The 23,828-nt window shown below is 74.5% G+C and carries 24 protein-coding genes; 8 read left to right on the top strand and 16 right to left on the bottom strand.

What is annotated here, in order from left to right; genetic code table 11:
• Positions 1-181: 181 nt before the first annotated feature.
• Both IE249_RS13945 and IE249_RS13950 read right to left on the bottom strand, forming a co-directional pair.
• Positions 182-844, bottom strand: a complete 663-nt coding sequence (locus tag IE249_RS13945; RefSeq protein ID WP_003972894.1) for a response regulator transcription factor — start codon at positions 842-844, stop codon at positions 182-184.
• Between the two features lie 365 nt (positions 845-1,209).
• Positions 1,210-1,884, bottom strand: coding sequence for a DUF3000 domain-containing protein (locus IE249_RS13950; RefSeq protein WP_189705126.1), 675 nt, complete (start codon positions 1,882-1,884; stop codon positions 1,210-1,212).
• Positions 1,885-2,009: 125 nt separating this feature from the next.
• Between IE249_RS13950 and hemE the strand changes: the two genes are divergently transcribed.
• Positions 2,010-3,080 (top strand): uroporphyrinogen decarboxylase, encoded by a 1,071-nt coding sequence (hemE, locus tag IE249_RS13955; protein ID WP_189705127.1) that lies wholly within the window; start codon positions 2,010-2,012, stop codon positions 3,078-3,080.
• 39 nt (positions 3,081-3,119) lie between these two features.
• Here hemE and IE249_RS13960 read toward each other — a convergent pair whose 3' ends face one another.
• Positions 3,120-3,944, bottom strand: coding sequence for a rhomboid family intramembrane serine protease (locus IE249_RS13960; RefSeq protein ID WP_189705128.1), 825 nt, complete (start codon positions 3,942-3,944; stop codon positions 3,120-3,122).
• A 194-nt stretch (positions 3,945-4,138) separates the two neighbouring features.
• Between IE249_RS13960 and IE249_RS13965 the strand changes: the two genes are divergently transcribed.
• Entirely contained in the window at positions 4,139-4,438 is a 300-nt protein-coding gene (locus IE249_RS13965) for a hypothetical protein (RefSeq protein ID WP_189705129.1), read from the top strand.
• Positions 4,439-4,487: 49 nt separating this feature from the next.
• Here the strand turns inward: IE249_RS13965 and IE249_RS13970 are convergent, their stop codons facing one another.
• Both IE249_RS13970 and IE249_RS13975 read right to left on the bottom strand, forming a co-directional pair.
• Positions 4,488-5,900 (bottom strand): FAD-dependent oxidoreductase, encoded by a 1,413-nt coding sequence (locus tag IE249_RS13970; protein WP_189705219.1) that lies wholly within the window; start codon positions 5,898-5,900, stop codon positions 4,488-4,490.
• Positions 5,901-5,938: 38 nt separating this feature from the next.
• Positions 5,939-6,982, bottom strand: coding sequence for a DUF4349 domain-containing protein (locus tag IE249_RS13975; RefSeq protein ID WP_189705130.1), 1,044 nt, complete (start codon positions 6,980-6,982; stop codon positions 5,939-5,941).
• A gap of 191 nt (positions 6,983-7,173) precedes the next feature.
• Here IE249_RS13975 and hemG point away from each other — a divergent pair, with 191 nt between their 5' ends.
• Positions 7,174-8,652 (top strand): protoporphyrinogen oxidase, encoded by a 1,479-nt coding sequence (gene hemG, locus IE249_RS13980; RefSeq protein WP_189705131.1) that lies wholly within the window; start codon positions 7,174-7,176, stop codon positions 8,650-8,652.
• A 4-nt stretch (positions 8,653-8,656) separates the two neighbouring features.
• The gene (gene hemQ, locus IE249_RS13985) at positions 8,657-9,388 is read left to right on the top strand and encodes a hydrogen peroxide-dependent heme synthase (protein WP_189705132.1); all 732 of its coding nucleotides are present in this window, start codon (positions 8,657-8,659) and stop codon (positions 9,386-9,388) included.
• Between the two features lie 35 nt (positions 9,389-9,423).
• Here hemQ and IE249_RS13990 read toward each other — a convergent pair whose 3' ends face one another.
• The 11 genes from IE249_RS13990 to zapE all read right to left on the bottom strand — a co-directional run bounded on the left by IE249_RS13990 (position 9,424) and on the right by zapE (position 20,118).
• The gene (locus tag IE249_RS13990; protein ID WP_189705133.1) at positions 9,424-11,058 is read right to left on the bottom strand and encodes an alpha/beta hydrolase; all 1,635 of its coding nucleotides are present in this window, start codon (positions 11,056-11,058) and stop codon (positions 9,424-9,426) included.
• Between the two features lie 168 nt (positions 11,059-11,226).
• Positions 11,227-12,039 (bottom strand): TIGR04222 domain-containing membrane protein, encoded by an 813-nt coding sequence (locus tag IE249_RS13995; RefSeq protein ID WP_189705134.1) that lies wholly within the window; start codon positions 12,037-12,039, stop codon positions 11,227-11,229.
• A gap of 96 nt (positions 12,040-12,135) precedes the next feature.
• A complete protein-coding gene (locus IE249_RS14000) occupies positions 12,136-12,921 on the bottom strand; it encodes a DUF4142 domain-containing protein (RefSeq protein WP_189705135.1) in 786 nt (261 codons plus the stop codon).
• A gap of 295 nt (positions 12,922-13,216) precedes the next feature.
• A complete protein-coding gene (locus IE249_RS14005; protein ID WP_189705136.1) occupies positions 13,217-14,599 on the bottom strand; it encodes an MbnB/TglH/ChrH family RiPP precursor modification enzyme in 1,383 nt (460 codons plus the stop codon).
• 198 nt (positions 14,600-14,797) lie between these two features.
• Positions 14,798-15,535 carry an aminoacyl-tRNA hydrolase gene (locus IE249_RS14010; RefSeq protein ID WP_189705220.1) on the bottom strand — a complete coding sequence of 246 codons (738 nt, stop codon included), beginning with the start codon at positions 15,533-15,535 and terminating at the stop codon, positions 14,798-14,800.
• A 25-nt stretch (positions 15,536-15,560) separates the two neighbouring features.
• Entirely contained in the window at positions 15,561-15,746 is a 186-nt protein-coding gene (locus tag IE249_RS14015) for a hypothetical protein (protein WP_189705137.1), read from the bottom strand.
• A 19-nt stretch (positions 15,747-15,765) separates the two neighbouring features.
• Entirely contained in the window at positions 15,766-16,638 is an 873-nt protein-coding gene (locus tag IE249_RS14020) for a polysaccharide deacetylase family protein (protein WP_189705138.1), read from the bottom strand.
• Positions 16,639-16,717: 79 nt separating this feature from the next.
• Positions 16,718-17,647, bottom strand: a complete 930-nt coding sequence (locus tag IE249_RS14025; protein ID WP_189705139.1) for a slipin family protein — start codon at positions 17,645-17,647, stop codon at positions 16,718-16,720.
• 84 nt (positions 17,648-17,731) lie between these two features.
• Complete coding sequence (locus IE249_RS14030) at positions 17,732-18,310, bottom strand: carbonic anhydrase (protein ID WP_189705140.1); 579 nt, start codon at positions 18,308-18,310, stop codon at positions 17,732-17,734.
• A gap of 71 nt (positions 18,311-18,381) precedes the next feature.
• The gene (locus IE249_RS14035; RefSeq protein WP_189705141.1) at positions 18,382-18,888 is read right to left on the bottom strand and encodes a hypothetical protein; all 507 of its coding nucleotides are present in this window, start codon (positions 18,886-18,888) and stop codon (positions 18,382-18,384) included.
• Between the two features lie 117 nt (positions 18,889-19,005).
• The gene (zapE, locus tag IE249_RS14040) at positions 19,006-20,118 is read right to left on the bottom strand and encodes a cell division protein ZapE (RefSeq protein ID WP_189705142.1); all 1,113 of its coding nucleotides are present in this window, start codon (positions 20,116-20,118) and stop codon (positions 19,006-19,008) included.
• Between the two features lie 37 nt (positions 20,119-20,155).
• On the opposite strand from zapE, the gene IE249_RS14045 reads away from it, so the two are divergent.
• The 4 genes from IE249_RS14045 to msrB all read left to right on the top strand — a co-directional run bounded on the left by IE249_RS14045 (position 20,156) and on the right by msrB (position 23,771).
• On the top strand, positions 20,156-20,983 hold the full coding sequence (locus IE249_RS14045; RefSeq protein ID WP_189705143.1) for a pyrimidine reductase family protein: 828 nt from the start codon (positions 20,156-20,158) through the stop codon (positions 20,981-20,983).
• Positions 20,984-21,410: 427 nt separating this feature from the next.
• Positions 21,411-21,884, top strand: a complete 474-nt coding sequence (locus tag IE249_RS14050) for an indole-3-glycerol phosphate synthase (protein ID WP_189705144.1) — start codon at positions 21,411-21,413, stop codon at positions 21,882-21,884.
• Positions 21,885-21,957: 73 nt separating this feature from the next.
• Complete coding sequence (gene murC / locus IE249_RS14055) at positions 21,958-23,349, top strand: UDP-N-acetylmuramate--L-alanine ligase (RefSeq protein WP_189705145.1); 1,392 nt, start codon at positions 21,958-21,960, stop codon at positions 23,347-23,349.
• 14 nt (positions 23,350-23,363) lie between these two features.
• Positions 23,364-23,771 (top strand): peptide-methionine (R)-S-oxide reductase MsrB, encoded by a 408-nt coding sequence (gene msrB, locus IE249_RS14060; RefSeq protein ID WP_189705146.1) that lies wholly within the window; start codon positions 23,364-23,366, stop codon positions 23,769-23,771.
• The last annotated feature ends 57 nt before the right edge of the window (positions 23,772-23,828 follow it).

A 23,828-nucleotide genomic window follows, 5' to 3' on the forward strand; every position in this document is an offset into this window, starting at 1 on the left:
ATGGACGGCGCCCGTCGACGGAACGTTCCGTCGACGGGCGCCGGGGGGTCGTAAACCGGTCAGGCCGGTGACACGCCGGTTCACGACCGGTTGGGGGGACGGGGGCAAATGCGCTACGGGGGACAAGCGCTGCAGGGGTGGGACGCAGGCGGGGGGAAAGGGTGAGGGAGGGGAAGGGGCGTCAGTGGATGATGCCGGTGCGCAGGGCGACGGCGACCATGCCGGCGCGGTCGCCCGTGCCGAGCTTGCGGGCGATGCGGGCGAGGTGGCTCTTGACGGTCAGGGCGGACAGGCCCATCGAGACGCCGATCGCCTTGTTCGACTGGCCCTCGGCGACCAGCCGCAGCACCTCCACCTCGCGGCCGGACAGCTCGCGGTAGCCACCCGGGTGGCTCGGGGCACCCGGGGGACGGCGGTGGAGGCGGGCGGCGGCCGCGCCGATGGGGGCGGCGCCCGGCCGGGTGGGGAGCCCGACGTTGGTACGGGTGCCGGTCACGACGTAGCCCTTGACGCCGCCCGCGAGGGCGTTGCGCACGGCGCCGATGTCGTCGGCGGCCGACAGTGCCAGGCCGTTGGGCCAGCCGGCGGCGCGGGTCTCGGAGAGCAGGGTGAGCCCGGAGCCGTCGGGCAGGTGGACGTCGGCGACGCAGATGTCGCGCGGGTTGCCGATGCGGGGGCGGGCCTCCGCGACGGAGGACGCCTCGATGACGTCCCGGACTCCGAGCGCCCACAGATGACGGGTGACGGTGGAACGGACGCGCGGGTCCGCCACGACGACCATGGCGGTCGGCTTGTTCGGGCGGTAGGCGACCAGGCTTGCGGGCTGCTCGAGGAGAACGGACACCAGGCCTCCTGGGGGGTGGGGGTGGGGGGGACGGGGGCCGGCTTGTGGGGATCAAGCCGGGACGAACCGTGCTTGCAAGGTCACAGTCGTCTTCGGCACCAAACCCCGTGTCCTTTAGAGAATGATCACGATCTGGTGAGTTTTAATGCGTGCAATTCGGACATCTTGTCGACCGTCCGAAGGTCGAATCGGTTCGCTTGGGGCGGATCTGGGCCGTTCGAGGTCGGAACGTGCGCGAAAGTGGCCGTATCGACAAAGACACGGCAAGGAAGCGGTAAGTCGCCCGGACAGGTGTCCGCCCTTCGGTGTGCGCGTCCCGCGCGGGCGCCCGCCGGGCCGGGCTCAGCGCGCCGCCAGGTCCGGTCTCAGCGCGCCTGCGGGTCCCGCCGCTGCGGCAGCGTCACGACCGACGCGTCGCCCGGGCCGGCCGGCGGCAGCCCGGCCACCTGCGCCAGCAGATCGCACCAGGAGGCCAGATGGGCCGCCGTGTCCGGCACGCCGCCCAGGCCCTCGCGCGGCGTCCAGGAGGCGCGGATCTCGATCTGCGAGGCGGCCGGGCGCTCCGACAGGCCGCCGAAGTAGTGCGAACTCGCGCGCGTGACGGTGCCGCTCGGCTCGCCGTACGTCAGCCCGCGCGCCTGCAGCGCCCCCGTCAGCCACGACCAGCACACGTCCGGCAGCAGCGGATCGGCCGCCATCTCCGGCTCCAGCTCCGCGCGCACCAGCGTCACCAGCCGGAACGTGCCCCGCCAGGCGTCGTGCCCGGCCGGGTCGTGCAGCAGCACCAGCCGGCCGTCGGCGAGTTCCTGCTCGCCGTCGACGACCGTGGCCTCCAGCGCGTACGCGAAGGGGGCGAGACGTTTGGGCGGGGGCACCTGCTCGATCTCCACCTGCGGCCGCAGCCGCGCGGTCCGCAGCGCCTCGACGGCGGCCCGGAAGGGCAGCGGCGCCGGGTCCGCCCTGCTCGCATGCCCGTCCGCTCCCTTCGCGTCGTCCATTCCGCCAGCGCCGTCCGACAGTCGTCCCTGAGCCGCAGCCATGCCGGGAAGATTAAGGGGAAGCGGGCCTTCGTGCAGGGCAAGACACCCCGCCGTGGCCGGTGGCACCGCCCGGGGGCCGCACACCGGGGCCGCCGGGCCCGGCACGCCGTGCGAGACTTGCCACCGTGAGTGCCAACGAGACGCCCGCCAGCCACCAGCCGCCAGCCGCGACGCGCGACTCCGCCTTCCTCAGGGCATGCCGTCGCGAACCCGTGCCGCACACCCCCGTGTGGTTCATGCGGCAGGCCGGGCGCTCCCTGCCGGAGTACCGCAAGGTGCGCGAGGGCATCGGCATGCTCGACTCCTGCATGCGGCCCGACCTGGTCACCGAGATCACCCTGCAGCCGGTGCGCCGGCACGGCGTGGACGCGGCGATCTACTTCAGCGACATCGTCGTGCCGCTCAAGGCCATCGGCGTCGACCTCGACATCAAGCCCGGCGTCGGCCCGGTCGTCGAGCAGCCCGTCCGCTCCCGCGCGGACCTCGCCCGGCTGCGTGACCTCACACCCGAGGACGTCCCCTACGTCACCGAGGCGATCGGCCGGCTCACGAGCGAGCTCGGGCCGACCCCGCTGATCGGTTTCGCGGGCGCGCCGTTCACCCTCGCGAGCTACCTCGTCGAGGGCGGCCCGTCACGCACGTACGAGAACGCCAAGGCGATGATGTACGGCGACCCCGAGCTGTGGGCCGACCTGCTGGACCGCCTCGCCGGGATCACGGCCGCCTTCCTGAAGGTGCAGATCGAGGCGGGCGCGAGCGCCGTCCAGCTCTTCGACTCCTGGGCCGGCGCCCTCGCCCCCGCCGACTACCGCCGCTCGGTGCTGCCCGCCTCCGCGAAGGTCTTCGAGGCCGTCGCCGGGTACGGCGTGCCGCGCATCCACTTCGGCGTCGGCACCGGTGAGCTGCTCGGGCTGATGGGCGAGGCCGGCGCGGACGTCGTGGGCGTCGACTGGCGGGTCCCGCTGGACGAGGCCGCGCGCCGCGTCGGACCCGGCAAGGCGCTCCAGGGCAACCTCGACCCGACCGTGCTGTTCGCGCCCCGCGAGGCCGTCGAGGCCAAGACGCGCGAGGTGCTGGACTCGGCGGCGGGCCTTGAGGGCCACGTCTTCAACCTCGGCCACGGCGTCATGCCCGCCACCGACCCCGACGCGCTCACCCGGCTCGTCGAGTACGTCCACACCCGCACCGCCCGCTGAGCGCGGAGCCCGGCCGGGGCCCGGCAGGGCACCCCTTCCTCACCACGTGTGCCGGGGCCGGGCCTGCCTGCCGAACAGCAGGCGGCGCGGTTCCGGCGGCGGCGGGGTGCCCGGGCGCAGCGGCAGCGCGATCAGCATGCCCACGATGAAGCCGACGACATGGGCCGCGTACGCCACCGTGCCCGCCGACGAGACGCCCTCGCCCGCCGAGTAGAACGCCTGGAGCACGAACCAGAAGCCCAGCACCAGCCAGGCGGGCAGCCGCAGCGGCAGGAAGATCAGGAAGGGCACGAGGACCCAGACGCGTGCCCTCGGATACAGCACCAGATACGCGCCGAGGACGCCCGCGATCGCCCCCGAGGCGCCGATCAGGGGCTGGCCGGAGCCCGGGTTGAGCAGCGCGAAGCCGTACCCGGCCGCGTAGCCGCAGACCACGTAGAACAGCAGGTACCGCACGTGCCCCATGCGGTCCTCGATGTTGTTGCCGAAGATCCACAGGAACAGCATGTTGCCCAGCAGGTGCAGCCAGCCGCCGTGCAGGAACATCGCCGTGAACACCGACAGCGCGGGCGACTTGGCGTACGACGGCGGCGCGAGCACACAGCCCGGTCCGTGCGCGCCGAAGCCGGTCTCGCCCGTCGGCACCAGACGCGGCAGCTGATGGTGGATCAGCTCCCTGGGCACGAGCGCGTAGTGCTCGGTGAACGCCTGGAGGTGGCACAGCTGGGCGAGCGTGCCGCCGCCCGTCACCGAGCCGGTGACGCCGGGCGTGGACAGGAACACCACGAAGTTCGCGGCGATCAGGGCGTACGTCACCCAGGGGGTGCGCCGCGCCGGGTTCACGTCATGGACGGGGATGACCACAGGGAAGTACTGCCCCCGATGCGCCCGCCGAACCTGAGCGCCCGGGCCCGCGCCCGCCGGACCCATGCGCGCCGAACCGGCGCGCCCGCCGGATCCGCCGCGGGCTGAACGCGGCGGCGGGCGGCTGCGTATGTCTCCTCGACCGTCCGCGGCCCGGGCAAGGCGGGTCGCGGGGACGACGTGAGGATCAGGCGATGAACGAACGGGTTGCTCCGCCCATGCACGCCCTGCCCGACGGTGAGGCCGAGATATCCCTGGTGGTCCGGCTGCCCTGGGAGGACGTGGCCCGGCTCGGCCAGGAGGCCGGGCGGCTGGCCTCCCAGATGCAGCGCCCGGTGACGCTCGACGAGGCCGTCAGCCACCGCCTGCGCTCCACCCGCCCCTCCGCGGCCCACGCCAGACCGGCCGCCGAACAGCCGCCCGCGACGCCCACGTCGTCGACCAGCACCTCGGCCTCGGTCTCCTCCCTGCCCCGCCTGAACGGAACGGCGTAGCCGCCTGGCCGCCCCGTCGCACGGGCGCCGGAGCGGGCCGGCGCAGGGGCTATGTCGCCGTCGCGCGTACCTTCGCCGTGGCCTTGCGGGCCGCCACCAGGACCGGGTCCCAGACCGGGGAGAACGGCGGGGCGTAGCCGAGGTCCAGGGACGTCATCTGCTCGACCGTCATGCCGGCGGTCAGCGCGACCGCCGCGATGTCGACCCGCTTGGCCGCGCCCTCACGGCCGACGATCTGCACGCCCAGCAGTCGGCCCGTGCGGTGCTCGGCGAGCATCTTCACCGTCATGGGAGACGCCCCGGGGTAGTAGCCCGCGCGGCTGGTCGACTCGACGGTGACCGCCTCGTACCGCAGGCCGACCCGGCGGGCGTCCTTCTCGCGCAGGCCGGTGCGGGCGATCTCCAGGTCGCACACCTTGCTCACCGCGGTGCCGACGACGCCCGGGAAGGTGGCGTAACCGCCGCCCGCGTTGGTGCCGATCACCTGGCCGTGCTTGTTGGCGTGGGTGCCCAGCGGGACGTAGCGGTACAGCCCGGAGACCAGGTCGAGGACCTCGACGCAGTCGCCGCCGGCCCAGATGTTCTCGTGGCCGCGCACCCGCATCGCGCGGTCGGTGAGCAGGCCGCCGTGCGGGCCGATCGGCAGCCCGGCCGCCCGCGCGAGCGTCGTCTCGGGATGTACGCCGATGCCCAGCACCACCACGTCGGCCGGGTGCTCGGCGTCCTCGGTGGCCACCGCCCGCACCCGGCCGTCGTCACCGGTGAGCACCTTGGTGACCTCGGCGTCGTCCACCATGGTGATGCCCAGGCCCGTCATGGCCCGGTGCACCAGGCGGCCCATGTCCGGGTCGAGCGTCGACATGGGCTCCTTGCCGCGGTTGACGACCGTCACCTCGTAGCCGCGCTTGATCAGGGCCTCGGCCATCTCCACCCCGATGTAGCCCGCGCCCACGACCACCGCCCGGCTGCCACGCGCGCGTGCCAGGCTGCCGAGCAGCGCCTCCCCGTCGTCGAGGGTCTGCACGCCGTGCACCCCGGGCGCGTCGGCGCCGGGCATGTCCGGTCGAATGGGACGGGCCCCGGTGGCGATCACGAGTTTGTCGTACGACGTCCAGGACTCGGCCCCCGAGTCGACGTCCCGCGCGCGCACCCGGCCCGCGGCCACGTCGATCTCCGTGACCTCGGTACGCATGCGCAGATCGATGTCCCGCGCGCGGTGCTCCTCGGGCGTGCGCGCGATCAACCCGTCCCGTCCGGCGACGTCGCCGCCGACCCAGTACGGGATGCCGCACGCCGAGAACGAGGCGAAGTGGCCGCGCTCGAAGGCCACGATCTCCAACTCGTCCGGCCCGCGCAGCCGGCGCGCCTGCGACGCCGCGGACATCCCCGCGGCGTCGCCGCCGATGACGACCAGTCGTTCCCTGCCGCCCCGGTCCCCCGCACGCGCACGGCTCATGTCCATGTCCATGCGAACACGCTACGGCCTCAGGGCATTTCGGCTCAGTTCTCCGTCCCGGGCCCGCCGGCCGGCTGCTCGCCCTGCCCGGCGCCGCCCGTGGCCGGGTACGGGACGTGCGGGGCGCCCTGGAGCGGGCCGAGCGCGGTCATCACGGGCGCGCCGGCCGGCGTCCGGCGGCGCGGCAGCCGGGGCCGTACGACCCGGAGCCACACCACCGTGAGCAGCGCCGCCGTCGCGGCGAACGGCAGTACCGCGCCGAGGACCAGGACGATCCAGCGCAGGACGGCGACGAACACGTGCCAGCCGCCCGCCAGCGCGTCGGTGAACCCGGGCTCGTGGTGCGCGGCGGGCTCGGCCACCGGCTTCTCGGTCAGCGACAGGGTGATGGTGGCCAGGCTGGTGCGGTCCTTCAGGGACGCCTGCTGGGCCAGCAGCGCCTCGAGGTCGGACTCGCGGCGGCTCAGCTCGCCCTCCAGGGTCACCACGTCACCGAGCTTGGTCGCCTTGTCCATCAGGGCGCGGACCCGGGCCACGCTGGCGCGCTGCGACCTGATGCGGCTGTCCACGTCGACGACCTGGTCGGTGACGTCCTGCGCCTTCGCCGTCCGCTCGACCAGCTTGCCGGTGCCCGCGAGGCCGGTGAGCACCTCGTCGTACCGCGCGGAGGGCACGCGCAGGACGACCCGGGTCTCCTCGTGGCCGTCCTCGTCGCGGCTCGTGGTCTCGTCGCCGACGTAGCCGCCCGCGTTCTCGGCGGTGCCGCGGGCCGCGTCCAGGGCCTTGGGCACGTCCTTGACCTGCACGGTCAGCGAGGCGGTACGGATGATGCCGCTCGGGGTCGGCTTCGGCGCGCCGGTGGCCTTGGAGCCGGAGGCCGTGCCGCCCGCGCCCCGGGCGCTCTCGGCGCCGTCGGCGGCCCGGGCGCCGCCGCCCGCCTCCGCGCGCCTCGCGGTGTCGCCGGCCGCCTTGCCGGACGAGGAGGCGCCCGAGTCGCCGCCCGCGCCGCATCCGGTGAGCGCGAGCGCGGCGGCGAGCAGGAGCCCGGCCAGGGCCGGAACGGGTCGAACGGTACGTCGTACGCGCATGTGGGCCTGCTCCCGAGGGTGTCGTGTGGACTGACGCCACTTCGACGCCCGGACCCGGCGGGACGTTGGCCGAAAACGGTTCCGATGAGGTCACGGTCGGGACTCGCACCGGACACCGGGGTCCCGCCCGGCCTCGCGTGCCCCGCGCCGGGGCGGACGGGAGTGTCGGCGGGGTCTGAGAGAGTGGGGACATGAGCGCAACGGGCAGTGCGGGCAGGGGACACGTCGTCGTCGTGGGAGCCGGTATCGCGGGGCTGGCCGCCGCGCACCGATTGCTGCGGCGCGGGCTGCGGGTGACCGTCCTCGAGGCCTCCGAGCGGGTCGGCGGCAAGCTGCTGCCCGGCGAGATCGCGGGCGTCCGCGTCGACCTGGGCGCCGAGTCGATGCTGGCCCGCCGGCCCGAGGCGGTGGACCTGGCCCGCGAGGTGGGCCTCTCCGACGAGCTCCGGCCGCCCGCGACCGCGAGCGCCTCCCTGTGGACCCGCGGCGCGCTGCGTCCCATGCCCAAGGGCCACGTCATGGGGGTCCCCGGCAACGCCTCGGCGCTCGCCGGGGTCCTGTCCGACGAGGGCCTCGCGCGCATCGAGCGCGACGCCGAACTGCCCCGCACGGAGATCGGCGACGACGTGGCGGTCGGCGAGTACGTGGCGCGGCGCCTGGGCCGCGAGGTCGTCGACCGCCTGGTCGAACCGCTGCTCGGCGGGGTCTACGCCGGCGACGCCTACCGCATCTCGATGCGCGCCGCCGTCCCCCAGCTCTTCCAGGCCGCCCGCGCGCACGACTCCCTGACGGAGGCGGTCCGCGACATCCAGGCCAGGGCGGCCGCCGGCCAGGCCTCCGGACAGGCGGCCGGCCCGGTCTTCCTGGGCGTCGAGGGCGGCGTGGGCCGGCTCCCGCTCGCGGTCGCGGACGCGGTGCGGGCCCACGGCGGCGAGATCCTCACCGGCGCCCCGGTGACCGGGCTGCGCCGCGAGGACGACGGCGGCCGGACGGCCTGGCGCGTCACCACCGGGGACCGCGTGCTCCACGCCGACGCGGTGATCCTCGCCGCGCCGGCGCCCGTCGCCGCCCGCCTGCTGCGTGGCGAGTCCCCAGAGGCAGCGGCGGAGCTCGACGCCGTCGAGTACGCCTCCATGGCCCTGATCACCCTCGCCTACCGCCGCGCCGGCACCGCGCTTCCCCAGGGCAGCGGCTTCCTCGTGCCTCCCGTCGACGGCCGGACCATCAAGGCGTCCACCTTCGCCTCCCAGAAGTGGGGCTGGATCGCCGACGAGGACCCCGACGTGCTGGTGCTGCGCGCCTCCGTCGGGCGGTACGGCGAGACGGAGGTCCTCGGTCGCGAGGACGACGAACTCGTCGAGGTCGCCCGCGCCGACCTGCGCGAGGCCACCGGCCTCGCCGCCACCCCCGTCGCCACCCGCGTCACCCGCTGGACCGACGGCCTGCCGCAGTACCCGGTCGGCCACCACACGCGCGTGGCCCGCGTCCGCGAGCACCTCGGCAAGCTCCCCGGCCTCGCGGTGTGCGGGGCGGCCTACGACGGCGTGGGCATCCCGGCGTGCATCGCGAGCGCGTACGAGGCCGCGGACCGGGTCCAGGACCGACCCGGCACTGTGCAGGAACTCACCACGGGGCCGGTGCCGGGCCCGCATCGCGGAGCGGGAGAATAGCCCCATGAGTGACGACGCACCCACCACCGAGCCCGGCAGGATCCCCAACAAGGGCAAGCTGGCCAAGGACCTCAACGAGGTCATCCGCTACACCCTGTGGTCCGTCTTCCGGCTGAAGGACGCGCTGCCCGAGGACCGCGCGGGCTACGCCGACGAGGTCCAGGAGCTGTTCGACCAGCTCGCCGCCAAGGACGTCACCGTCCGCGGCACCTACGACCTGTCGGGCCTGCGCGCGGACGCCGACCTCATGATCTGGTGGCACGCCGAGAGCAGCGACCAGCTGCAGGAGGCGTACAACCTCTTCCGTCGCACGAAGCTCGGCCGCGCGCTGGAGCCGGTGTGGTCCAACATGGCGCTGCACCGCCCCGCCGAGTTCAACCGCTCGCACATCCCGGCGTTCCTCGCCGACGAGACGCCGCGCAACTACGTCAGCGTCTACCCCTTCGTGCGCTCCTACGAGTGGTATCTGCTGCCCGACGAGGACCGCCGCCGCATGCTCGCCGACCACGGCAAGATGGCCCGCGGCTACCCGGACGTGCGCGCCAACACCGTCGCCTCGTTCTCCCTCGGGGACTACGAGTGGCTGCTCGCGTTCGAGGCGGACGAGCTGCACCGCATCGTGGACCTCATGCGCCACCTGCGCGGCGCGGAGGCCCGCCGGCACGTGCGCGAGGAGATCCCGTTCTTCACGGGCCGCCGCAAGGAGATCGCCGACCTGGTCGCCGGACTGGCCTGACGGCGGCGCGGGTCCGGCACCCGCTCGCGGCCCGGTCAGCCCTTCAGGGCGTCCCGCAGCTGCTTGCGGCGGGCGTCCTGGAAGGAGGGGCCGTCCGGACGGGGCTCGGGGCGCGGCGCGCAGTCCGCGTCCCGCCCCGGCAGCCGCCCCTCGAGCAGATAGGCGTCCACGTAGGCGTTGACACACCGGTTCGGGCCGTAGGCGATGCCGTGCGTGCCCGCGCCCCGCTCGGTCACCAGCACCGCGCCGGCCAGCCGCCGCCGCAGCTCCAGGGCGCCGGAGTAGGGCGTCGCCGCGTCCCGCTCGGCGGCCAGCACCAGCGTGGGCGGCAGCGCGCCCGGCGCGGTCCGCACGTCCAGGGGCCGCTGCCGGGGCGCCGGCCAGTAGGCGCAGGGCAGGTTCGTCCACACGTTGTCCCAGGTCTCGAACGGCGCCACCCGCGCGAGGGACGTGTTGTCCCGGTCCCACACCCGGAAGTCCGTGGGCCACGGCGCGTCGTTGCACTCCACCGCCGTGTAGACCGCGGCGGCGTTCTCCGCCTCGGCGGCGCCCGCGCGGTACGGCGCGGCCAGCCCGGCCAGCGGCCCCTCGTCGCCCCTCAGATACGCCGACAGGGCCGCGGCGGCGCCCGGCCAGTACGCGTCGTCGTACCCGGCCGCCAGGAACACGCCCTGCAACTGCCCCGGCCCGACCGTGCCGCCCGCGGGCCGCGTGGCCAGCCGGTCGCGGGCCCTGTCGTACGAGGCCCGCACCGCCCGCGCCGTACGGCCGAGGTGGTACACGCCGTCGTAGCGGGCGATCCAGCGCCGCAGGTCCGCCCAGCGCTTCTCGAACGCGGCCGACTGGTCGAGGTTGTCGCGGTACCAGATCCGCGCCGGGTCGGGGTTCACCGCCGAGTCGAGGACCATCCGGCGCACGTGCGAGGGGAACAGCGTGGCGTACAGCGCGCCGAGGTACGTGCCGTAGGAGCCGCCCATGAACGTCAGCCGGTCCTCGCCGAGCGCCGCGCGCAGAACCTCCAGGTCACGGGCGTTGTTGAGGGAGTTGTAGTACCGCAGGGCGCCGCCCGCGCGCCGCGCGCAGCCGCTCGCGTAGGACCGCGCCTCGGCGGCGCGCTTCTTCTTGTACGCCGCCGAGGGGTTCACCGGGGCCGGCGTCGGCGCCTTGAAGAAGACCTTGGGGTCCTCGCAGGACAGCGGCGCCGAACGGCCCATCCCGCGCGGGGCGTAGCCGACGAGGTCGTAGGCGGCCGCGACCCGCTTCCACTCGGGCAGCAGGCCGATCAGCGGGAAGGACATGCCGTCGCCGCCCGGGCCACCCGGGTTGAAGACCAGGGCGCCCTTGCGCGGCACCCTGCGTTTGCTGTTGTGCGGGTCCTTGTGGGTGGCGGCCGCCCGGCTGACGGTGAGCCGGAGGCGCCGGCCGTCCGGGTGCGCGTAGTCGAGGGGCACCTCCACCGTGCCGCAGCGCATCGTGCCGGGCATGTCCCCCGCGTGCGGGCAGGCCCCGAAGTCGATGCCGGCCGCACGGGCCCGCGCGGCGGCCACGAGGGTGCCGCGCAGCTCGGCCGGCACGCCGGGCGCTCCCTCGGCGGTGGCCGCCGGGGCGGTGGTGCCGAGGGCGGTCAGGAGCAAGGACCCGGCAGCCGTCCAGACGGCGGCAGCTCTCATCGCGTATCCCTTCGGCGCGCGGCAGCGACAGAAGGGATGTTTCGTTCACGCCCGGGGGAAGGCAAGCACCGCCCGGCCGGTGTCGTCGCCGATGCGCCCGGCACGCCCCGCGCGGACGGCGTGTGCGGGTGCACGGCAGGCTGCCCGTGTGCCCTGCGGCGGCGCCCGTCAGTCGCGCCAGGGCTGGTCGCGGTGCGCGAAGGCGGCGCGCAGCTCCGGCTCACCGATCGCACGGATGCCGCGTACGGCCACGGAGGCCAGGTACGTACGGTCGTCCCCGTCACCGCCCCGGTCGCCGCCGGTGCCCCTGCCGTCGGCCCGCCGGGTCAGCGCGGTCAGCAGCCGCTGCCCGGCGGGGGAGGCCCAGCGCGCGTGGGGCGGGATCTCGACGCGGGCTATGGCCAGGCAGCTCAGGGTGAGCGCGAGGGGCAGCGAGAACCAGAGGGCGACGAGGTCGCGGGGCATACCGGTCGGGCCGGGCAGCAGCAGCGCGGTCGCGCCCAGCGCCGGCACCACGAGCGCGGCGGCGCGCACCTGGCGGACCCCGGCCGCGACCGTCGAACCGGTGCCGTCCGGCACCGCGAGTCCGGCGCTGACGAGGCGGTCGGCGAGGCCGCGCACCGCGTCGGCGGCGGCGGTCGCCGCCCGCACCGGCGCGATCCGGGACTGGCCCTCCGGGCCGATCGCCCCTATGACCGACCGTTCCATCTCGTCCCGCCCGCGCGGGTCGACGACCGTGGCCCAGCCCGTGTGAGCCAGCAGCAGACGGCGCTGGCGCGCCATGGAGACGAGGGTCACGTCGGCGACCCGCGCGGGGCCGCCCGAGAGGAACGCGGCCTCGTAGAGCGTCAGATCGTGTCCGCGGAGCGCGACCGCGTCTTTGGGCTCGGCGGCCGCCGCGCGTACGGCGGCCAGGCACAGCCGCGTGCAGGCGGCGCCGGCGACGGCCCAGGCCAGCAGCAGGAGGAGGACCCAGAACATGACGCGTTTGTATGCCAGGGGCCTGGGAAACGCCATGCCCTTTTCACATTGCGGACCTGGTGTGACCGGTATGTGACGTTCCGTTCGCCGCCGTGGTCAGGGGGTCCGCGGGGGCGGGCTGGACTCGGCCGGCGGCAGCGGGTACGTCGGGGAGGCGGACGGGGTCACCGGCACCACCTGGCCGGGGCCCGCCATCGGCCCGGTCGCCGCGGGGGAGTCGGTGGCCGTGGGGCCGCCGCTCGCGGCGAGGTCCCGGGCCAGGGCGGCGAAGTCGACGAACCCGGTCGCCTCCAGGACCTTGATGTGGTCCAGCACGGTGCTGCCGGCGTCGTCGGCCAGCGCGCGCACGAGCGAGTTCTGGGTGCCGGCGCGGACCTCGGCGGCCAGGGCGAAGACCTTTCCGTCCGCCAGCCGCAGGGTGCCGGCGAACTCGCGGTCGTAGTCCTCGCCCCGCGCCGCGTCCAGGGTGGCGAGCCACTGCTTCTGCCGGGCGCTCGGCTCGTTGGGCAGGTCCAGGCCGAGCTTGGCGGCCACGTCGCGGACCCGCTGGTCGAGGAAGGTGTGCCCCTGCACGAGGTGCTGCCCGGCCGTGCGTACGGCGTCGGTGGTGCCCTTCTCCTCCGCCTGCTGTCCTGCGGGCAGCTCCCACAGCCCGGCGAGCCGGACCCTCGTGATGAAGTCGCGGTCCAGTTCGGACAGCGGCCCGTACTGCGTCGCCACGGTGCGGGCGCTCAGCAGGTCCGCGTCCTGGGCCGGGCGGTGCACGGCGGACCAGATCGGGATGAGCAGAGCCACGACGGTCCCCGTCAGGACGGCGAGGATGATGCCGGTCCCGCTGAGGATGCCTCGGCCCTTGACGGGGGGTCGCGGTCGCGGTCGCAAGGGGTGCCTCCTGTCGCGGCACCGCACGTCAGTGCGTCTCTGGGTGCGTTCTGTGGTGCGTTGTGTGGTGCGTTCTGTGTGGGGGAGTTGGCATATTACTTCGGCGGGCACAAAGGTCACCGGCCCGCCTGCGGTGCCGCATAGCGCGCACAACGCACGCAAACGGGCATGCCCGGCGCGAGGTCACCCGGTAGAAACGCCAAGAAACCCGGACATGCCGACCCGTCGGCGCCCGCCGCGTGTTGAACGGGGCACATCGGCACCCCGGGGTCGAGCGGTGGGCGTGGGGCGGGCGTCAGCGGCGCAGCAACGCCCGGCGGGCCGCGTGGGCCGCCCGGGTCGCGCGGTGGCGGGGCCTCGGGGCGGGGCCCGAGCGGTCCAGCCACCAGTTCCGCAGTTCGCGCCGGGCCGCCGCGTCCTTCGGGGCGCCGGCGAGCAGCAGGGACGCCGCGAAGTCCAGGGCGTCGCGCCGGTAGCCGCCGCTCATGGGCCGCGCCTGCGCGTAGGCGAGGAACGCGGCCCGGTAACCCTCCCCGAGGATCACGGGCAGCTCCGGCGCCACCTTGGCCACGACATCCGCCCGCTTCGCCGCCAGGGCCCGCGCCTGCACCCCCACCCGCACCCGGTCGAACCCCTCCGGCACAGGCGTCCCGCCGACCAACGCCGACAACAACGCGGCCTGAGCAAGCCCGAGCCGCTGCCGAGCCGCCGCACACCCGGACACGGGCCGAGCGGGCCCGGCGTCCGGCGCCTGCGGGCCGGGCCCGGCGCCCGGGGCCCGCACGGCAGGCCCGGTGGCCGGGGTCTGCCGATTGCGGGTTGCGCGGCCCGTTGTCACCGCTTTGCGGATGGATTCCAATTCCCCTTCCAGCACGGCTGGTTCGGGGAAGTGGTCGTCTCGTTCCAGGAGTACTCCGGGTGGGGAGACACGGGAGGTGAGGTCGGTCAGGATGTCGAGGACAGGTCGCGGGACCGGGTGGGCGTGGCTGTCGTGCCACACGCCGTCCCGCTCGAAGCCGCCCGCGACATGGACGTAGGCGATGGCCTCCAGCGGCAGCTCGGCCAGGGCCGCGGCGGGGTCCTCGCCCCGGTTGACGTGGTTGGTGTGCAGGTTGGCCACGTCGATGAGCAGGCGTACGCCGGTGCGGTCGGCGAGCTCGTACAGGAACTGACCCTCGGTCATCTCCTCGCCGGGCCAGGACAGCAGCGCGGCGATGTTCTCCACGGCGAGCGGCACGGGCAGGGCGTCCTGGGCGATGCGCACGTTCTCGCACAGCACGTCGAGGGCGTCACGCGTGCGCGGCACCGGCAGCAGGTGCCCGGCCTCCAGCCCCGGGGAAGCGGTCAGCGCACCGCCCGCCCTGACGAACGCGATGTGCTCGGTGACCAGCGGCGAACCCAGCGCCTCGGCCCGCTCGGCGAGCGCGGCGAGCCGGCCCTCGTCGGGGCCTTCGGCCCCGCCGAGGCCGAGCGAGACCCCGTGCGGCACCACGGTCACCCCGCGTGCGCGCAGCCGCAGCAGCGACTCGGGGAGGTGCCCGGGGCACACGTTCTCGGCCACGACCTCGACCCAGTCGACGCCGGGCATGTGCTCCACGGCGTCCGCGATCTCCGGCCGCCAGCCGATCCCCGTCCCCAGCCGCTGCCCCCGTGGCTCTCGCTCTCCCGGTCCCGGCATCGTCTCCTCGCCCCCCTCTCGCGCCGTGCGTGGCGTGACGGGGGTATGGCCCCGGCGCCGGGCGCCGAACCCCGCGGCCCCCGGCTTCAGAGCAACATTTGAGGTTCGCCGCCAGGCTCCGGCCCGGCCCCGATCCCGGGACCGGCCTCGATCCCGGCCCCGGCCCTTCGGACCGGGCCTACCGCCGCCGCGCGCCCCTCACCGCAGCGCCGGATGGTCGGCGACCACCGTGCAGGAGCCGGGGGCGACCTCCGTGAACCCGGCGTCGCGGACCAACGGCAGCCCGCCGCGCACCAGTTCGCGCCAGTGGCCGGGCGGGGCGGTGCGCACGGCGAGCGGGAAGCAGGCCTCCCGCCAGGCGGCGCGGTCCGCGTCCGACAGCTCCCACCAGGCGAGCTGGGCGCCGTGCCCCGCCTGGGCCATGGCCTTGCCGGCCGACATCCCGACCTCCGGGCTCATCCACAGCACCGGGAGGTCCGAGCCGGCCTCCGCGGGCGGCTCCGGGTCGTCGAGGTCGGTGCCGGAGACCTGGAGCCTGGCCAGGTCCTTGGGCCAGTCGTCCACGGGGACCGGCGGGAAGACCCGTACCTCGGCCTCGCGGCCGGTGACCGTGATGCCGGGCAGCGCCTCCGCCCGCCGCCACTCGGCGCCGCGCGCCCGCCGCACCACCTTGCGGATCCGGGCGTCCTGCCAGTCGCGCACGGCCCGCGCCCACTCGCCGTCGTCGAGGGACCGCTCGTCGCCGAGCAGCACCAGCACCGCCCGGGCCGCCGTCTCCAGCGCGTCCGTACGGGCCGGGGGCGCGGCCCGCTCGATGCGCACCACCAGCGGCAGCACGAACTGCCGCGCCTGGTCGCGGGCGTCGTCCCGCGGCCGGAAGGGGCTGTCCTCGGGGGCGGTGTACGCGGTGCTCTCGTCGGTGCTCACGCCGTTCAGTCTGCCAGGCGCCCGCACACCGGCCTCAGCCCGAGCAGGCCGTGCGCTGGGCCTCCTGCCACTCGCAGACCGGGCACAGGGTGATCCCCTTGTACGACTCCGGGTACTCCGTGGGCTCCCGGCACAGCACGCACTCCGCGTACGGCGGCCCGTCGGCCTTGGGGAGCCTGGCGGTGTCGATCAGGCAGTAGTCGCCGTCGTCGTCGCTCATGGCTCCCAGGGTAGGCCGGTCAGGAGCGGCCGGTCGCGGCCCCGATCAGGTCGGACACCTTGACGAAGCGGTAGCCCTTGGCACGCAGCTGCGGCACGACCTGCCGCACCACCCGCTCCGTGGTCGGCGCGGCGCTGCGCGTGCAGTGCATGACCACGACCGAGCCCGGCTTCACCCCGTCCAGCACCTGCCGGGCCACGGCGTCCGCGTCCGTGGCGAACGCGTCGCCGCTCACCACGTCCCACTGCACCGCGGTGATCCCGAGCCCGCTGAGCGCCCGCAGCGCCTGCTTGTCGTAGCAGCCGCCGGGGAAGCGGAAGTACGGCATCGGACGGGGCACGCCCGCCTTGCGGAACGCCGTGTACGCGCGCTCCACGTCCGAGCGCATCCGGTCGGCGGAGACGGTCGGCAGGCCGTAGCAGTCGCCGGTGAAGGCGTAGTGGCTGTAGGAGTGGTTGGCCAGCTCGAACTGCGGGTCGGTGCCGATGGAGCGGGCCTCGTCCGGGTACTCGTCGGCCCACCGGCCGGTCATGAAGATGGTGGCCGGCACCTTCAGCGCGCGCAGGGTGGCGATGAGCGCCGGGTTGTCGAAGTGCTCGCCCGCCGCCGCGCGCGGTCCCTGGTCGGCGGTCATGTCGGCGTCGAAGGTGAACGCGACCGTCTTGCCCTTGGTCCGCGGTCCGTTGCTGAACACGGGGGTCAGGCCGCCGGGACCGGGGGTGAGGGTGGGCGGCCGGGACGGGGAGGGGCTCGCGGTGGCGGTCGTGGCGGCGGTCTTGGAGGGGGCCGGGTGTCCGGCGCGGGGAGCCTGGGCGGTGCCGCAGGCGGCGAGGCCGGCGAGGGCGGTGCCCAGGGCACAGGCGGCCGTGAATCGTCTGACAAGTCTGATCACCAGATGAACGTAGGCCGCGCCCCGGTCATTTGAACGGCGGCGCGGCCGCGTGATCACCCGGCCGGTGGCCGGGTGCGCCTCATTCCTCGACGGCGGGTACGGCGGGCCGGGCCGAGACCGCGTCCGCGGCGGACCGCACCGGGGTGAGAGCGGAGTCGTCCTGGGACTCCTCGGGCCCCTCGACGGCGGGCGCCGCCGTGTGCTCGGGGGAACGCCCGGGCACACCGGCCGGGGGCGGCGCCGGCGGCCCCGGCTGGGCCTTCTCCAGGAAGCGCAGCAGCTCCACCGGGAACGGCAGCACCAGCGTCGAGTTCTTCTCCGCGGCCACCGCCGTCACGGTCTGCAGCAGCCGCAGCTGGAGCGCGGCGGGCGTGTGCTCCATCTGCTGCGCCGCCTCCGCCAGCTTCCTGGAGGCCTGCAGCTCCGCGTCGGCGTTGATGATGCGGGCCCGCCGGTCCCGGTCGGCCTCCGCCTGCCGGGCCATGGAGCGCTTCATCGCGTCCGGCAGCGAGACGTCCTTGATCTCCACGCGGTCGATCTGGACGCCCCACCCGATGGCCGGACTGTCGATCATCAGCTCCAGGCCCTGGTTGAGCTTCTCGCGGTTGGACAGCAGGTCGTCCAGGTCGCTCTTGCCGATGATCGAGCGCAGCGACGTCTGCGCCATCTGGGAGACGGCGAAGCGGTAGTCCTCGACCGCGACGACCGCGTTCGCCGCGTCGACCACCTTGAAGTAGACGACCGCGTCCACGCGCACCGTCACGTTGTCCCGCGTGATGCCCTCCTGGGCCGGGATCGGCAGCGTGACGATCTGCATGTTGACCTTGTAGAGCCGGTCCACGAACGGGATGATCACCGCCATGCCCGGAGCGCGCACCTCGCCGGCCAGCCGTCCGAGCCGGAAGACCACACCGCGCTCGTACTGTTTGACGATCCGCACCGCCGCGGCGAGGTACACGAGCCCCGCGCAGCCCACGCCGATCAGAGCGCCCACCACTTCCTGCACCATGACGCGACCCCTCAGTCAGCCGCCCGTGCGCCCGTATGCGCCTGTTTCAACGATAGGCCGGTACGGGAGAAGGGTCGAGCCTCGCTACAGGGCGGTGAAGGTGTCCGTGTCCGGGTGGTGCGCGCGTACGGCGCCGGTGTGCACCTCGTAGTACCAGGCGTGCAGGTTCAGCCGGCCCTCGGCGAGCCTGCGCTCGACGCACGGGTACGAGCGCAGCCGCAGCACCTGCGCCAGGACGTGGCTCTGCACTCCCTCGGCGACCGAGGGGTCCTCCGGGGTGCCCTTGGGCCGGGGCGTCGCGCCCACCAGCCAGTCCCGCACGGCCGGCACGGCGTCGAGGTCGTCGCCGCGGACCAGGGCGCCCACGGCGCCGCAGTGCGAGTGGCCGCAGACGACGACGTCGCCGACGCCGAGCACCTCGACGGCGTACTCGATGGTGGCGGCCTCGCTGGTGGGGTGCACGGAGGCGTACGGCGGGACGATGTTGCCCGCGGTGCGCAGCTCGAAGAGCTCGCCGGGGCGGGCGCCGGTGATCAGGGCCGGGACGACCCGTGAGTCGGAGCAGGTGATGAACAGGACCTGCGGGGACTGCCCTTCGGCGTGCGCGGCGAAGTCCGCGGGGCGCTGTCCGAAGGCGCGGGCGTTGTCGATGAGGGGCTGCATGGTGACTCCTCCTGGCACGCGGTGGGGCGCGCCGGGTCTTCGGCTGGTGGGGGGACGAACGGCGTGTTCGCTCAGCAGCGGAAGACCTGGAGGGCGGCCGGGGTACGGCCCGGCTGGGGCCTCGGGGTGCGGGAGTCCGGGACGCCGGGTGCGGTGCCCGCGCGGGAGGCCGCGGGGTCGTGTCTCAGTGCCGAGCGCTCGGGGGCCTCGGGGCCGCAGTCGACGGCGCGGTGGCGGTCGCGGGTGCGCAGGGGCCCGGTCGGGTTCCCCGCCGGGCCGCAGTCCCGGAAGACGGCCCGCTCCACGCGCGGCACCGGGGCGGCGGGCACGGCTCCCGCCGGGCTCCTCACCTCGGTGTGACGCCCCGCGTGCGCGAACCGGGCGGCACGGACCGGTGCGGACGCCCGCGCGGACGCGGAGGGTCGGACCGGTGCGGGCGGCGGGGCGTAGGCGAGCGGACGGACCGGTGCGGGCGGCGGGGCGGGGACGAGCGGATGGACCGGTGCCAGTGCCGGGAGGGCGAGGAGGACGGTGGCGATGAGCGTGAGGACGGTTCCGGCCGTCTTGCCTCGTGACAACGCGCCTCCCTCCGCCCGTCCCGGCGATTGGTCAAGAGCCGGTCAAGCGACACGGTAGCCGAGAGGGGGCGTCCGTCGGCCGATCTTCGCGTCGCGTGGCGAAGAGAGAGGACGGCGTCAGCGGCTCTCGACGAGCCCCTTGGCGTCCCGGGCGAGCGCGGTGAGGCGGGATATCGCGCGGAAGTACTTCTTGCGGTAGCCGCCGTTCAGCATCTCCTCGCTGAACAGCCGGTCGAAGGGCAGCCCGGAGGCGAGCACCGGCACCTCGCGGTCGTAGAGCCGGTCCGCGAGCACGACCAGCCGCAGCGCGGTCGACTGGTCCGGCACCGGCCGCACGCCGGTGAGGCAGACGGCCGCGAGGCCGTCGGTCAGGGCGCCGTAGCGGCTGGGGTGCACCTTGGCCAGGTGCTCCAGCAGGTGCGGGAAGTCGTCCAGCGAGGCGTCCGGCGTCGCGTACGCCGCCTTCGTCACCTGCTCGTCGGAGTACGGCGCCGGCGCCTCGGGCAGGCCGCGGTGGCGGTAGTCCTCGCCGTCGATGCGCAGGGTGCGGAAGCGGGCGGACAGGCCCTGGATCTCGCGCAGGAAGTCGGCGGCCGCGAACCGGCCCTCGCCGAGCTTGCCCGGCAGGGTGTTGGAGGTGGCGGCGAGCGCCACGCCGTTGTCGACCAGCCGGCCCAGCAGGGTCGAGACCAGCACGGTGTCGCCCGGGTCGTCCAGCTCGAACTCGTCGATGCACAGCAGGCGGTGGCCGGAGAGGGTCTCGACGGTCTTCTGGAAGCCCAGGGCGCCGACCAGGTTGGTCAGCTCCACGAACGTGCCGAACGCCTTCAGCGCGGGCTCGGCCGGGGTGGCGTGCCACAGGGAGGCGAGCAGGTGGGTCTTGCCGACGCCGTAACCGCCGTCGAGGTAGACCCCGCGCGGGCCCGCGGGCGCCTTGGCGGCCCGGCTCCTGCCCTTGCCGAAGCCGAAGAGGCCCCGCCTGGCGCCGCCCGCCGCGTGCGCACCGCCGAGCCCGGCGGCGAAGTCCTCCAGGACGCCTACCGCCTCGGTCTGGCTGGGCTGCTTCGGGTCCGGTATGTAGGTCGCGAAGCGCACCGCGTCGAAGCGGGGCGGCGGCACCATCTCGGCGACCAGCCGGTCCGCCGGGACGTGCGGCTCGCGCTCGCACAGGGAGAGCGGTGCGGAGGCGGTCAGGGTGCTGAGCCCGGAGGCGGCTGTGGAGGACGACACGGTTCCCCATGGTAAGCGGCGTGGAACACTGCACGTCATGCGACGCCTGTTCCCTGTGACCGACGAAACAGCAGCCCAGGTCCCGGACGGGGCGGACGGGGCCGGTGGGGCGAGCGTGCCGGGTCCCCTCGTGGACCGGGAGTGGACCCTCGCCGAACTGGCCGCCGCCTACGCCTATCCCGAGCGCGGGCCGGGGGGCCGCGAGCCGTGGTTGCGCGCCAACATGGTGGCCACGCTGGACGGCGCCGCCCAGCACGAGGGCCGCTCCCAGCCCATCTCCAGCGCCACCGACATGCGCGTCTTCGGCACGCTGCGGGCGCTGGCGGACGTGGTGGTGGTCGGCGCCGAGACCGTACGGCAGGAGGGGTACCGGCCGGCGCGGGCGCGGGAGGAGTTCGCGGCGCTGCGCACGGCGGCCGGGCAGGGGCCGGCCCCCGCGATCGCGGTGGTCACCGCGAGCCTGGAGCTGGACTTCTCGCTGCCGCTGTTCACCTCGCCCCTGGTGCCCACGCTGATCCTCACCGGCGCGGCGGCGGCCCCGGACCGCGTGGCCGCCGCGGAGAAGGCGGGCGCGCGGGTGGTGGTCGCCGGTGACGGCATGGGCATCGACCCGCCGCGCGCGGTGCGGGCCCTGGCGGAGCTCGGCCACACCCGGCTGCTCACCGAGGGCGGGCCGCGCCTGCTCGGCCAGATGGTCGCCTCCGGCGTCCTCGACGAGCTCTGCCTGACCGTCTCCCCGATGCTCACCGCGGGCGACGCCCAGCGCATCGCCGGCGGCCCCTCGATCACCGTCCCGCAGCGCTTCGCCCTCGCCGGGCTGCTGGAGGACGAGGGCTTCCTGTTCAGCAGCTACCGGCGGCAATGAAGCGTGGGCGGCGGCGCCGTGGCGCGAGGCCCGTCGGCGCTGTGGTGCGAGGCCCGTCGACGCCGTGGCACGGGGCCCGATGACACCCTGCTGCGGGTGGCCGACGCCGTGGTGCGGGGGCCGTCGACGCCGTGGTGTGGGTGGCGGACGACCCCGTGGTGTGGGTGGCGGACGACGCCGTCGGGACGGGACCGGCGGCGGCCACCGGCGGGCACGAGGTCCCGGTGCGGGCGGCCGTCCGTCCCCGAAGTGGGGGCCGAGTGTCCCGACGTCGGCGGAATTGGTCATTCCGGCCGACTCGGCACGGGCACACTGAATCCCGGCGATAGCCGTTGCGATCACGGGGCAGGATGGTTTCCGCAGGGGCTGGTACGGCCCGCCGCGGCTAGGAGAGGGCTCGGGGCCCTCGGAGGAGAAAGGGCGCCTGGTGTTCACAAGCGTACTGATGATCGAGAAGGCCCTGACGTCCGCCGACGTGGAGTTCGTCACCACCTTGCACGGCGATGAGCAGGTCTTCTTCCACGTGCTGCTCCAGCCGCGCGGCGACCAGGCGGACCGGCTGCTGCGGGCCATCGACGACATCGCGCTCGGGGAGATCGACGAGGCCGCGCGCGAGGGGGAGACACCCGAGGGCGACGACGCCAAGAGCGCGGGCGAGCAGGCCCTGGACGTGTCCCTCAGGGCGCTGCACGCGGCCGGCAGCGAGGCGGAGGGACGGCTGGTCGAGAACCACCCGCTGGACGCCCTGAAGACCCTGGTCGCCGAGGTCGACGCCGACGAGGTGATCGTCCTGACCGACCCGCACTACGTGGAGGAGTTCTTCCACCGCGACTGGGCCTCCCGGGCCCGTCACAAGGTCGGCGTACCGGTGCTGAAGCTGTTCTCCCACAGCAAGGCATAGGCTTGGGCGGCGCCCCCGGCCGCGGGTGTGCGCAACCTCGTACGCCCGTCGCAGCACCTGGGGAGAAAAGCGCATGGCACCCGGCCTTCCTACCGCCATGGACCGACCGCACTTCATCGGCATCGGCGGAGCCGGAATGTCGGGCATCGCCAAGATCCTCGCGCAGCGCGGCGCCGAGGTGGCCGGCAGCGACGCCAAGGAGTCGGCGACCGCCGAGGCGCTGCGCGCGCTGGGTGCCACCGTGCACATCGGGCACGCGGCCGGACACCTGGCCGACGACGCCACCTGCGTGATCGTCTCCTCCGCCATCCGCGCCGACAACCCGGAGCTGGTGCGCGCCGCCGAGCTGGGCATCCCGGTCGTGCACCGCTCCGACGCGCTCGCCGCGCTGATGGAGGGCCTGCGCCCGATCGCGGTCGCCGGCACCCACGGCAAGACGACCACCACCTCGATGCTCGCCGTCTCCCTGTCCGAGCTGGGCCTGAACCCCTCGTACGCCATCGGTGGCGATCTGGACGCCCCCGGCTCCAACGCGCTGCACGGCGAGGGCGACATCTTCGTCGCCGAGGCCGACGAGTCCGACCGCTCCTTCCACAAGTACGCCCCCGAGGTCGCCATCGTCCTCAACGTGGAGCTGGACCACCACGCCAACTACGCCTCGATGGACGAGATCTACGAGTCCTTCGAGACCTTCGCCGGCCGGATCGTCCCCGGCGGCACACTGGTGATCTCCGCCGACCACGAGGGCGCGCGCGAGCTGGCCCGGCGGCTGGCCGGCTCGGTGCGGACGGTGACGTACGGCGAGGCGGAGGACGCCGACGTGCGGGTGCTGTCGGTCGTGGCGCAGGGCCTCAGGAGCGAGGTCACCGTGCTGCTGGACGGCGCCGAGCTGACCTTCACGGTCTCCGTGCCCGGCCGCCACTACGCCCACAACGCCGTCGCCGCGCTGGCCGCCGGCGCGGCCCTCGGCATCCCCGCCGCCGAACTCGCCCCCGCGCTGGCCGCGTACACCGGTGTCAAGCGCCGTCTCCAGCTCAAGGGCGAGGCGGCCGGCGTCCAGGTGATCGACTCCTACGCCCACCACCCCACCGAGATGACCGCCGACCTGGAGGCGATGCGCGCGGCCGCGGGCGACGCCCGGATCCTGGTCGTCTTCCAGCCGCACCTGTTCTCCCGCACCCAGGAGCTGGGCAAGGAGATGGGCCAGGCGCTGGCCCTAGCGGACGCCTCCGTGGTCCTCGACATCTACCCGGCCCGCGAGGACCCGATCCCCGGCGTCACCAGCGAGCTGATCATCGAGGCCGCGCGGGCCGCCGGCGCCGATGTCACCGCCGTCCACGACAAGGCGGAGGCGCCGGACGTGGCAGCGGGAATGGCGAAGGCGGGCGATCTCGTTCTCACCATGGGCGCGGGCGACGTCACCGACCTCGGACCGCGCATCCTGGACCGCCTGACCGAGAAGTGAGGGGCTGAGGGCTCATGTCGTACGACGTCGAGAAGCCGGACGAGCAATGGCGCGCGGAGCTGAACCCGGCCGAGTTCGCCGTGCTGCGCCAGGCCGCCACGGAGCCCGCCTTCACCGGTGAGTACACCGACACCAAGACCGAGGGCGTCTACTCCTGCCGGGCCTGCGGCGCGGAGCTGTTCACCTCCGAGACCAAGTTCGAGTCGCACTGCGGGTGGCCGTCCTTCTACGACCCGAAGCAGACCGACGCGGTGGAGCTGGTGGAGGACCGCTCCCACGGGATGGTGCGCACCGAGGTGCGGTGCGCCCGCTGCGGATCGCATCTCGGACACGTGTTCGAGGGTGAGGGCTACCCGACCCCCACCGACCAGCGGTACTGCATCAACAGCATCTCGCTGCGGCTGGCACCCGCCGGGGAGTAGGGCCCGGGGGCCGTCCGGGCGGGACCGCCCCGGCTCCTCCCTTTGCGGCGAACGTCG

Source organism: Streptomyces anandii JCM 4720, assembly GCF_014650655.1.
Taxonomy (GTDB): Bacteria; Actinomycetota; Actinomycetes; order Streptomycetales; family Streptomycetaceae; genus Streptomyces; species Streptomyces anandii.